We start from the raw sequence: 11,613 nt of genomic DNA, 5'->3' as shown, positions 1-11,613 counted from the left end.
ATTATTATCATATCACCGTTTATGAAAGGACGTCTTATGCCATCGGAAACTAGGTCTGGAAGTCAGCCTCAACAAGCTGCTCCCATCAAGCCCCATCATTCGGTAACTGTTAGCAATAGCACACCGCTCACTGCGCGTTCCGGATTTGAATTTCATGTCCGTCCGGTGGAGCCTGCCGACAAGGAAGCATTCGCGGAATTCTTTACCCATGTTTCCAAGGAAGACCTTCGCTTTCGGTTCTTTTCCGGAATGCCGGAAGTCAGGGAATCGCTGCTTGATAGCCTCATCAATGTCGATCATGATACCAAGGAAGACTATCTGGCCTTTGATATAGACGACAAGACGATCATCGCCAGCGCCATGATCGGCGCGAAGGAAGACAAGTCGGAGGCCGAAGTCGCAATCGTTGTGCGTAGCGATTACAAGCAAAGGGGAATGAGCTGGACCTTCCTGAAATATGTAATCGGGGAAGCACGGCGCAAAGGTATCAAAAAACTGACCTCCTTAGAGAGCCGCGACAATCACGATGCCATCGAACTGGAAAAGGAAATGGGCTTTTCCGCCAAAGCCTGTCCGGGCGATTCAACATTGGTGCTGCTGGAATTTGACCTGACGGCCAGTCCCGACGCGGGTTGAGCTCAATCTCTCAATCGGACGCGCTTACCGTCTTCGATCTTCTCGCTCGGGTGCAGGATAACTGAACTGCCGGCTTTCAGCCCATCCAGTATCTGTGCCCGCTCGTCGTTCATCCGCCCGACTTTGACCCGGACCAGATGTGCTTTGCCGCCTTCCATGGCGAACACCGACCATTGGCCCTTGTCACGGAAAAGGGCACTAATCGGTACTTGCAATATGTTGTCACCGGACCATTCAACCACGCGGACAATGACCCGGTAGCCATGACCAAGCCTTTCCCGTGCTTTCTCGGGCTCCACGAAGTCTATAATCACATTGACCCGTTGCTCCTCGACGCCGAGCGCGGATATCTTGGTAAAACCAAAGGGTTCGATGCGCTGGACTTTGCCCTTCAACGGCTTGTCGCCGCCCCAATTATCGATCAGGACTTCGCTGCCGGGTTTAATCTTGACCGCATCGCTGGAAAGCAAGTCTGTAACAATCTCGATATCCGAGGGATTGCCGATTTCTACAATAGGCGCGCCGGCAGCAATCGGCGTTTCGCTTTCATGGATTCTGCGCAGCAAGGCCCCGCTTTCCGGTGATTTCACCTCAAGAACCTTATCGCTGGAACCTGCGCCAGAGGGAATGATCAGCCTAGCCTGAGTGGCTCGTAATTCCGCCTGTGCAGCGGCATGCGCAGCCCTTGCTTCGGATAGCCGGGCCGCACTGCTGTCAAGAGCAGCACGAGATGCATCATGGGCCGTTTTGGTCGCAAATCCCCGTTTATAAATGGTATCGATCCGTTCAAAATTAGCCGCAGCCAGTTTGCGATCAGCCTCTGCCTGCGAAATCCGGGATGCGGAGGATTGAACAGCGGCCTGCAGTGCCTGCACTTGTGCCCGCGTTTCTGTTTCGCTGCGCAGGTTCAGGAAATCGGGCTGTGCGGGCATGATTCGCGCCACAATCGTTTGACCAGCAACAACCGGATCACCGGCATCAAGATTAATCCTCAGCAATCGGCCATTTATCGGTGCGGACACGACAAACATGTCCTGAACCCGTGTTTCGCCTTCATCATCAATTGTGATCATCAACGGCGCTTCGATCACATCGGCGGCGTCCACATCAATAGGGGGTGTTCTGAGCGACCAGAAAATCGCGGCAATAATCACAATCGCAATCACGCCGAATAAAATTCTCGGACCAAGACGTTGACGCAGTTTTTGGGCCATTTCCTTACTCCCTCGTCTTCAGGACACTGACCAGATCCAACTGATCGAGACGGTTACGTACAAATAAAGCGGAAACAGCCGAAGTTATAAGTACCACTAATATTGCGGTCGCGACTGTGGCAACCGATAATGCGAATGGGATTGTGAAAAGATCTCCACCAAAGGTTGAGCTGATCATTTTTGACAGATAATATCCGAACAATATTCCCAAAGGTAAACCTCCCAGAACCAGCAAGGAAATCTCCCCCAACAGCACATAAGAAACTTCTGATCTGCGGTAACCAAGCACCCGCAGCGAGACCAGATCACGAGCGCGTTCGGCGAGGCTGATCCGGGCGTTGTTATAAACAACACCAAATACAATCAGAGCTGCAAAACCGGTATTGAACAGCCTGACAATGCCCAGTGTTTCACCGATGGTTTCATCAATGCCCCGTAATGCCGCAGCACGCTGGGAAAATCCTGCAACCATCGGCATTTCTTTCAGCCGCCTGTACAGATTTTGCATTTCAGCCGGATCGACAGAGAGATAGGCGCCTGATGACAAGGAAGCCTCGTGCATCATGGGGCCCATATTGGCCAAATCCATACTGGCGGGGTTACCAATGGCACTTTCCATGATGCTAGCCACCGGCATCGTGAGGCTGGGCCGCCTTCCGTCCGTGATCTGGATATCTACCGGGTCGCCGGTTTCCACGGCCAAATCCCTGGCAAGAGCGGGAGAAATGATAAGTCCTTTGACAGGGGGTGAAATCACCTGACCGTCAATATTGACCAGCCGATTGAGGTCTCCCGATTGCGGCAAGCCGGTCAGGCTCTCTGATTTAGACCGGTATCCCGATGTGAATGTTGCGCTGATGTTGCGCACTGGCTCAACACGCATAACGCCGGGTAATTTTGACAATTCAAACAAGGCCCGTTCGTCACGTGGTTCGGTAAATGTGATCGTGACATCAGCGCGATTGGTTTGATCGAAAATGAGACTCATCAACTGGCCGATACTATCACTTGACCCGGCCGAGGTGATATAGAGGCCTAGCGCTCCTGCAATACCCACTGACCCCAGGGCCGATCGCAACGGGCGCCGAACGATGCCGCGCAAAATAATCCTGGTCGGTTCGTCCAGTCTCTTGATCCGCCCGATAATCTTGGCAATTCCACCGGAGTAATTGGGCGGCACTGGAGGACGCATCGCCTCGGCAGCCGTCAGCTTGCCGATTTTGCGGACGGTTTGTGCCGCGCCCAGTATAACTACACCGATAGCAATAGCGCAGGATAATAGATAAACATCAAAACCGGCTCGATAGGTGAGGAACGGGAAGACGAAAAAATTTTGGTAGATCCCGGCCACGCCTCGTCCCATCCAGTAACCGAACGCTAGACCGAGGGCCAATCCTGGAAGAGAAAGGACTAAAGCCAGCTTGGCGTAATGCAGCATAATCGTTCTGCTGCGATAACCGAAAGCGGTCAATAGACCGATGATCTCGCGTTCCGATTCAACCAGCCGTGACAGCACCATGTTGATAAGGAACGCCGCAACGCCAAGGAATATTGGCGGCAATATCCCGGTCATGCTGCGCAGTTCGCTCAACTCGCTCTCGAGGAAGCGATCGGAAATCTGATCCTTCCGCGGTCTTGCTCCCCGCCCGCCATAGCGTTCCAGCAAAACGTCAACCCTGTCGATAATGTCCTGTGCATTGGCTCCGCGTTCGGTGCGGATCAGGACCTCGTTGAAAGTATTTCTCGAATTGAGCGCAGCCGCCAGATGTTCTTGCCCCATCCACAAAACGCCAAACCGGCGGTTGTCGGGGATGATCTGACCAGGACCAATGGCATAGATATATTCCGGTGAGAGGACAGTTCCGACAATCCGGACTTTCTGTCTTTTGCCGTATAGTAGTGCGCTAATGGTATCGCCCAGACCAATACGAGCAGCGTCTGCGAATTTTTCACTGGCAATGACTTCTTCCGGCCGGGACGGATCAGGCAGTCGTCCGCTTCGCAAAACCAATGCGTTGACACGCGGCATACCGGAGGGCGGGAGCGAATGGATAATCGTGGTGATCGGCTCCGAAATCCCGGGAATATCGAGCGTCGCACCTGCATTGAGCCGTCCCTCGACAATGCTCACGCCGTCAATTGCCTGAATATCTTCCAAAACCGCATCCGGAACTCGCGTAGCGGTCGCGAAAATATCGGCGAAGCGATAGCGATCATAATAGGCGTCGCGGGTTGCCTCGAGTGAGCGGATCATGCCGAATGACATGACCACCATGCCAACACCTGCCGCGATGACCAAGGCAATGGCAAATGCCTGTGCGCGTAAGCGCCAGATATCGCGGAACAGCTTGCGGTCGAGTGAACCAATCCAGACGGGCAAGGTTACCATTGCAGCTCTGCCGGCGCGGACCGGTCCGGGTTATCACGATCTTCGACCAGCTCTCCGTCGGCGAAGCGTAAAATCCGGTCAGCCATGTCTGCGATTACGACATTATGCGTAATCAACAATGTCGTTGTGCCCAACTCGCGATTAACCTGGTCCAGTGCTTCAAGCACCTTGACGCCTGTTTGGCTGTCCAGCGCCCCGGTGGGTTCATCGCACAGCATGACTTTAGGACGTTTGGCTATAGCTCTGGCAATGGCAACACGCTGCTGCTCTCCGCCAGAAAGCTGGGACGGGAAATGATCGATACGACTTTCCAGTCCGACCATCGCCAGCGCTTCCTCTGGTGTCATAGGGTTTTCGGCGATTTCGGTGATTAGCGAGACATTTTCACGGGCAGTGAGAGAAGCGACCAGATTGTAGAACTGGAACACAAAACTAACCGAATTGCGGCGATATTCGGTTAGTGCGGTCGAGTCGAGAGCGGTCAATTCAAGCCCCTCAAAAAAGACCTGACCACTGGTGGCATCATCCAGACCACCGACAATATTCAGAAATGTGGATTTCCCCGAACCGCTCGCGCCCAGAAGAACAACCATTGCGGATTTGGGAAGCTCCAGATCGACATTGCGCAGGGCCTTAACCGCTGTCGGTCCTTCTCCATATATTTTTGTTAGCCCATGGATGGAATACAGGCTTTCTGCCTCTGCTCCCCGAGTAGCAGAGTTTGCCATTATTCCTGATGCTGCGATAACATTTTTGCCAAGGACTCGGCAGCACTCGGATCAAAAGACTTTGAAATTTCAGCCGTTAGTCTGTCCTTGGTTTCTGAGTCGATCAATTTTCGAATTTCGCCCAGCATTCTTGGAGCAGCAACCAGAACCAGATCTTCTTGATTGGTTTTCGCCAAGGATTCAATACGTTTTGCTGCCTGTCTCGCAAACCGGTCCTCTTCTTTTTGGTGCAAGTCTGTGCGTTCATGGGCGCTTCTGCGCATTGAAGCGCTTTGAAAGCTGCGACCAGGCCTGTCGTCGCCGATTTCTGCCGTTGTCGGTACCGGATTTCTAAGCTCCTCGATCAATTCCAATACCGGTTCAAATGCTTCGCCGATATTGCGAAAAATCGAGAGTTTCCCGCCGTCAACTGCAACTATATAGGCGCCATTGCGAACCCGCATGATATTTCCTTTCAAACACAAAAAACCTCTTTTGGCTTTCTAGAACATCAAAGGAAAACGCTGGATAGGTATTGTTACGGAAACGCTATGAGCTAAGGCACCAACACCGCGGCGCCTTGCAGCTTGCCTTCGCGCAGGAGAAGCAACGCTTCGTTAGCTTCCGACAGTTTGAAAGTTTTGACTGTCGGCACGATGCCAGAGGCGTCTGCAGCGGCAAGGAACTCTGTTCCATCGGTTCGCGTCAGGTTGGCGACGGACATGATTGCGCGTTCACCCCATAAATCAGCATAGGGGAAGCCGGGAATGTCGCTCATGTGGATACCTGCGCAGATTATCCGGCCCCCTTTGCGTATGATCTGGAGTGCGTCAGGCACCAGTTCGCCGACAGGGGCAAAAATTATTGCCGCGTCGAGCAGGGCGGGAGGAACTTCATCCGAACCACCGGACCAAACGCACCCAAGGCGCTGTGCGAAGGCCTGTCCGGCTTCATCGCCCGGCTTGGTGAAGGCGTAAACCTCTCGCCCTTGCCACACCGCTATCTGAGCTAATAGATGAGCGGCGGCTCCGAAACCGTAGAAACCGATCTTTTTTGCCTCTTCCGTCATTCGCAAAGCGCGCCAGCCTATCAGGCCAGCGCACAAAAGCGGTGCGGCCTCTGCGTCAGGAAACCGGTCCGGAATAGGAAAACAAAATTGTGCGTTGGCAACAACGTGACTGGCATATCCACCATCGCGGGTGCAGCCGGTAAATTCAGGCTGGTCACACAGATTCTCTTGCCCGTTCACGCAATAGCTGCATGTTCCGCAGCTATGGCCAAGCCAGGGAATACCCACGCGTTCACCCACTGCAAAACCCGTGACCTCGTTTCCAATGGCAAGAATCCTGCCGATGATTTCGTGTCCCGGTACAACGGGATATAGAGCGGAAGGAATTTCACCGTCCAATATGTGAAGATCGGTCCGGCAAACACCGCAGACCAGAACCTCGACAAGCAATTCATCAGTCCCAATTGACGGCATAGCGCGCTCGACCATTTTGAGAGGAGCACCTGGCATCTCCAGGACCATTGCATGATAATGTTCAGGGAAATCCGCCATATTCCATATCTTCCGAATTCCGATTGTTCATATATTCAATGGAATAGTGGCTGGCGTCAGCAAATCCGTAATCATCCGTAACCGGATCGTCTCATACGAATAAATACGTAAAGACATTAGTTCCGTGCCGGACGACATTGCCATGAACATGACCAGAATCAAGAGGACGGTTAGATGGCAGAAAGAAAAAGCTTCGCAAATCTCATTTTCAGGGGATTGGGATTGGTGCTTACACTGGGTCTAGTCGCCTGTGCCAGTGCTACACCCTATCAACCGGAATATGCCGGGCAGCGTGTTTCAGGCGGATATTCAGAAGTTCGCCTTGCGGATGACCGTTACAGGGTGCATTTTTCTGGAAACACGCTGACTTCGCGGGACACAGTGGAAGGTTACTTGCTCTATCGGGCGGCCGAACTCACAATTCAGAGTGGCTATGACTGGTTCGAGATCACCGATCATACAACTGAGCGCGAACGGCAGACTTATATTGAGCGCAGTCCGCGCTACGATCCCTGGTATGGACCGGCTTACTATAATTGGCGGCCTCACTGGCGCTATTACCGCGATGGTAGATGGACGATCTGGCATCCTTATGGCAGCGATCCCTTTTGGGGCCGGCAGGACTATGTCCGGACCGTAGAACGGTTCGAAGCGGATGCGGAAATTATCATGCATCGCGGACCCATTCGGACGAACAAAACGCGTGTCTTTGATGCACGCACGGTGATGAGCGACCTTGGGCCTACGATCAAGAGGCCCGGCGATGAGTGACCGATATGTACGCTGGCTAAAAGATACCGGCCTTGGCGATTTATCGCTTGTCGGAGGGAAAAACGCATCTCTGGGTGAACTGGCCAATGCGCTATCCGAACATATCAAGGTACCGGAGAGCTTTTCGGTCACTGCTCAGGCCTATCGCGATCTTATCAGCCATAATGATCTTTGGCCTCAAATGGATGAGATCCTCCGCAATACTGACTGGTCGGACATCAAATTGGCGACGACCATGTCAGCGCGCCTGCGTGATATGGTCGTGTCGGCACAGTTGCCCGACGGGCTGGAAGATACCATCCGTTCTGCCTATCAATCGCTATGCAAGGATCATGGCCGCAATACTGCCGTTGCCGTGAGAAGCAGTGCAACGGCAGAGGATTTACCCGAGGCTTCTTTCGCTGGGCAGCATGAGACATATCTCAACGTTCGCGGGGGCGATGATCTGGTAGAGGCGGTTCGCAAATGTTTTGCCTCGCTATTCACCCAGCGCGCTATTTCCTACAGGAAAAACAAGGGCTTTAATCATCAGGATGTTGCATTGTCGGTCGGCGTCCAACGCATGATCCGAGCGGACAAGGCTTCATCGGGCGTGATTTTCACGCTTGATACGGAAAGTGGAAACCGGGATGTGGTGATGGTCACTGCAGTTTGGGGTCTTGGCGAAGCAATCGTTCAGGGCGTTGTCGATCCCGATGAATATATTGTCCACAAACCGACGCTGAAACAGGGTTATGAACAAGTGATCCGTCACCGGATCGGCCGCAAGAAAGTAAAACTCATCTATGCGCGAGATGCGCGCGCAAAGTCCGAGGACCCAACTTTGTGGCGTCCTGTTCCGCGAAAAGAACAGACCAAAGCCTGTTTGTCCGATGAAGAAATCGTGCTGCTCGCAAAACAAGCCGTCACCATAGAAGATCATTATAGCAAGTTGCATGACCGGCCCACGCCTATGGATATCGAGTGGGCCAAGGACGGACCTGATGGCGATCTTTATATCCTGCAAGCCCGGCCAGAGACAATACACGCGACTTCCGATGCGAATTTGCTGACGCAATATCATTTGAAGGGAGACGCCAAAGTCCTCGCCACAGGCCAAGCAGTTGGCGACCGGATCGGCTCTGGTCCGGTGCGGATTATCGGGAAAAGCGGTGAGCTGGAAAAGGTCCAGCCAGGTGACATACTGGTCGCAGAGGCAACCACGCCCGACTGGGAGCCGGCAATGAAACGCGCCGCCGCGATTATCACCGAACATGGTGGCCGCACATGCCATGCTGCAATTGTTGCCCGCGAACTGGGCACTCCCGTCATTGTCGGCGCAGCGGGTGCCCGGGATTTGCTGGCGGATGGGCAAGATGTCACCGTTGATTGTTCGCAAGGCATGACTGGTCGCGTGCTGGATGGACTGGTACAATATTCCGTCGAAACAATTGATATAAGTGAAATGTTGTCCCCTGATGTCGATATCATGGTCAATATTGCAAATCCCGGCGAAGCTTTCAAAACCGCAGCATTGCCCGTCGCCGGAGTTGGTTTGGCGCGAATGGAATTTGTCATCGCGAATGAGATTAAAGCCCATCCAATGGCTCTGCTTGAACCGGACCGGATCAAAGACCGCAAGACGCGCAAGCAGATTGAAAAACTGACGGCAGGATATGACGATGGCACTGACTATTTTGTTTCGCGCCTTGCCGAAGGCATCGCAATGATTGCCGCAGCATTTTACCCGCGCCCGGTCATTGTCAGAACGTCGGATTTCAAGAGTAATGAATATGCCTCGTTGATCGGCGGGGAAGACTTTGAGGATGCCGAGAATAATCCAATGATCGGCTTTCGCGGTGCCTCGCGCTATATTCATCCGGCTTATAGCGAGGCATTTGGACTTGAATGTCAGGCGCTCCGCCGTGTTCGCGATGATATGGGTTTGTCCAACATCATTGTCATGATACCATTTTGCAGACGAATAGAGGAAGCTCGGAAAGTCATTGCAGCCATGGCTGAGCAGGGATTGAAGCAAGGGCAAAATGGTCTTCAGCTCTACATCATGTGTGAAATCCCCAGCAACGTCATACTGATTGATGAATTTGCAGTATTGTTTGACGGTTTTTCAATCGGATCAAACGACCTAACCCAACTGGTGCTTGGCGTAGACCGGGATTCCGAAGTGCTTGCAGATGATTTTGACGAAGAGGATCCTGCGGTGACAAAAATGATCGAACAGGCGATTGCCGGTGCACATCGCAATAACGTGAAATGCGGTATTTGCGGACAGGCACCTTCGGATCGGCCGGGTTTTGCAGATTGGCTGGTCGAAAAGAAAATCGACAGCATCAGCCTGAGCCCGGACAGCGTGGTGGGTGTATTGCAACGGCTATCGCGCTGAGCTTGGAATGGAGGATTAATGGTGCAATGGAGCAAATTCCGCTCTTTGATGATTTGCAGAAACCAAGCGACAGGTTCGGATGGAACCACAAGCATGTTCCGGAGAAATTACTAACTCTGTCATCTGGCCAGACGGTTTTCCATGAAGGAAACAGGCGGGAATTTATATTCGAGGTTCAGAGCGGAACTTTGAAACTGTCTAAAGTTACCGAAGATGGTCGCCAACTCATTCTGGGCTTTCCTTCGACTGGGGATATTATCGGGTTGGCCGGTGTTACAGAATATCAGCATACTGCTGAAACCGTCAGCGCAGCGAAACTCCGCCCCATTGTGCGATGGACCATGAGCGGAAAACCTGTTCTCGATCAGAGGGGCATTGTACAATTGCTCGATTGGATCGGGGTGCAGCAAATGGCGCACGAGGAACATATTTCCTTGTTGGCGATAGCACAGATAAATTCCCGCGTGGCGGCTTTCCTTGTGGGTATTGCCAGAAAGCAATTTTCCAGCAGCGGAAATTCCGCACTTCTCCATTTGCCGATGACCCAGCGCGACATTGCCACCTATCTTGCCATCGCCCCCGAAACATATAGCCGGACATTGCGCAAGTTTCGCGACGCGCAAATTTTGCAGCCGCAAATATCCGGCAATATTAGGGGTGCGCTTGCGATTGCCGACATTGCGCGTTTACAGGAAATTGCATGCGGAAATAGTAACTTAAACGCGTAATATTATTACGTTAACCGCGCGATTTAATGTAATTTTTTTATTAAACTTGACCGTGGTCAACGCGCCCGATCGCGTGACTCGCTATGCAGGCATCACAGGGGGGATCATTCTATGATTGGAAAGATCCGTAACATGCAGACTAAGTCATCTACGATTGTAAAGCGGTCCATCCGCAGTCCGCTGAAACCCGCTAAGTTTTACGCTGACGAGTTGGATCGTTCATCGCGCAAAAATAGTGACCGACTAGGATTTCAAAGTGCGGTTGCGTGCCTTGATGATGCTTCCCATGGGTCAACAGTCTTTCGGCATACCAAGGCTATTGCGGACGGGTTGCAGATACCGATCAAGATTATCCACGTCCTGCAATGTGCTAACCCGCAAAACGGCCCCAGCGATCCGATCCAGTGGCAACTGCAACATCGTGAAGCCTGTGATCATTTGCGTCACATGCTTGGCGAAGAGAACGAGAATTTGCTGACTCAGGATCAAATTCTATTAAGTGGCCTTGTTGATGACGAGTTGGCGCGCTGGGCCCGGCAACATAGCGGCAGCTTGATGGCGATAACCACAAGGTGCGATCCGACAGAAAATCATGGTCACACATATCACCATCTGGGTAGTGCCGCCCAGAAATTGCTCGATAGCAGCGCGGCTTCCATGCTCTTTGTTCCGCCGGAAGCCACAGGGGATGAATTTGTGCGCTATCAGCGCATTGTCATCCCCCTTGATGGATCATGCCGGGCGGAAAGCATTTTGCCGATCGCCATCCGGATAGCCCGTCATCATGGCGCTGAACTTGTTCTTGTCCATGTCGTGCCAAAGCCGGAAATTCTGGAATCGAGCACTGATGACAAGGAAGCGCGTGAACTGCTGAAGCGTGTGCGGCAATATAATGAGCAGAATGTCCGTAGCTATCTTGATAGCCTGAAGCTTCGGTTGCACGATGAATCCGTATCCATAAAGGCCGTGATTAGCAGTGAAGGTGATCCGCGGGATCGCTTATTGGCCATAGCCAATGATCATCAAGCTGACCTCATTGTCATGTCGGCTCGCGGACGTAGCGGGCTGACGGATATTTCCTGCGGTAATATTGCGCGCCATGTGGCCACCCATTCGAATATTCCGCTCCTGATGATCCGTCAGCAGGGATCGGACTTCCGCAATCCCGACAAGTCGCCCCGTCAAAGCCGCGGCCCCGGCCTATTTTGGAAGTCGGCGCATTAA

The 11,613-nt window shown here is 52.7% G+C and carries 10 protein-coding genes; 5 read left to right on the top strand and 5 right to left on the bottom strand.

Annotated features, from left to right (window positions below; translation table 11 throughout):
* Positions 1–36 precede the first annotated feature (36 nt).
* Positions 37–636, top strand: a complete 600-nt coding sequence (locus tag VIN76_RS03250) for a GNAT family N-acetyltransferase (protein ID WP_332040382.1) — start codon at positions 37–39, stop codon at positions 634–636.
* Between the two features lie 2 nt (positions 637–638).
* Here VIN76_RS03250 and VIN76_RS03245 read toward each other — a convergent pair whose 3' ends face one another.
* The 5 genes from VIN76_RS03245 to VIN76_RS03225 all read right to left on the bottom strand — a co-directional run bounded on the left by VIN76_RS03245 (position 639) and on the right by VIN76_RS03225 (position 6,507).
* The gene (locus VIN76_RS03245) at positions 639–1,850 is read right to left on the bottom strand and encodes an efflux RND transporter periplasmic adaptor subunit (RefSeq protein WP_332040381.1); all 1,212 of its coding nucleotides are present in this window, start codon (positions 1,848–1,850) and stop codon (positions 639–641) included.
* 4 nt (positions 1,851–1,854) lie between these two features.
* Positions 1,855–4,239, bottom strand: coding sequence for an ABC transporter permease (locus VIN76_RS03240; protein WP_332040380.1), 2,385 nt, complete (start codon positions 4,237–4,239; stop codon positions 1,855–1,857).
* Positions 4,233–4,967, bottom strand: a complete 735-nt coding sequence (locus VIN76_RS03235; protein ID WP_332040379.1) for an ABC transporter ATP-binding protein — start codon at positions 4,965–4,967, stop codon at positions 4,233–4,235. The genes VIN76_RS03240 and VIN76_RS03235 overlap by 7 nt, the downstream gene beginning before the upstream one ends.
* Entirely contained in the window at positions 4,967–5,410 is a 444-nt protein-coding gene (locus VIN76_RS03230; RefSeq protein ID WP_332040378.1) for a host attachment family protein, read from the bottom strand. Before VIN76_RS03230 ends, VIN76_RS03235 begins: the two co-directional genes overlap by 1 nt.
* Positions 5,411–5,502: 92 nt before the next feature.
* Entirely contained in the window at positions 5,503–6,507 is a 1,005-nt protein-coding gene (locus VIN76_RS03225; RefSeq protein WP_332040377.1) for a zinc-dependent alcohol dehydrogenase family protein, read from the bottom strand.
* 174 nt (positions 6,508–6,681) lie between these two features.
* On the opposite strand from VIN76_RS03225, the gene VIN76_RS03220 reads away from it, so the two are divergent.
* The 4 genes from VIN76_RS03220 to VIN76_RS03205 all read left to right on the top strand — a co-directional run bounded on the left by VIN76_RS03220 (position 6,682) and on the right by VIN76_RS03205 (position 11,613).
* Positions 6,682–7,278: a CC0125/CC1285 family lipoprotein gene (locus VIN76_RS03220; RefSeq protein WP_332040376.1), complete on the top strand. Its 597-nt coding sequence runs from the start codon at positions 6,682–6,684 to the stop codon at positions 7,276–7,278.
* Entirely contained in the window at positions 7,271–9,661 is a 2,391-nt protein-coding gene (gene ppsA / locus VIN76_RS03215) for a phosphoenolpyruvate synthase (RefSeq protein WP_332040375.1), read from the top strand. The genes VIN76_RS03220 and ppsA overlap by 8 nt, the downstream gene beginning before the upstream one ends.
* A gap of 26 nt (positions 9,662–9,687) precedes the next feature.
* On the top strand, positions 9,688–10,389 hold the full coding sequence (locus VIN76_RS03210) for a Crp/Fnr family transcriptional regulator (RefSeq protein ID WP_332040374.1): 702 nt from the start codon (positions 9,688–9,690) through the stop codon (positions 10,387–10,389).
* Positions 10,390–10,500: 111 nt separating this feature from the next.
* Positions 10,501–11,613 carry a universal stress protein gene (locus VIN76_RS03205; protein ID WP_332040373.1) on the top strand — a complete coding sequence of 371 codons (1,113 nt, stop codon included), beginning with the start codon at positions 10,501–10,503 and terminating at the stop codon, positions 11,611–11,613.

This window comes from Parasphingorhabdus sp., assembly GCF_036568145.1.
Lineage (GTDB): Bacteria > Pseudomonadota > Alphaproteobacteria > Sphingomonadales > Sphingomonadaceae > Parasphingorhabdus.
This window is presented reverse-complemented; position numbering and strand designations above follow the sequence as displayed.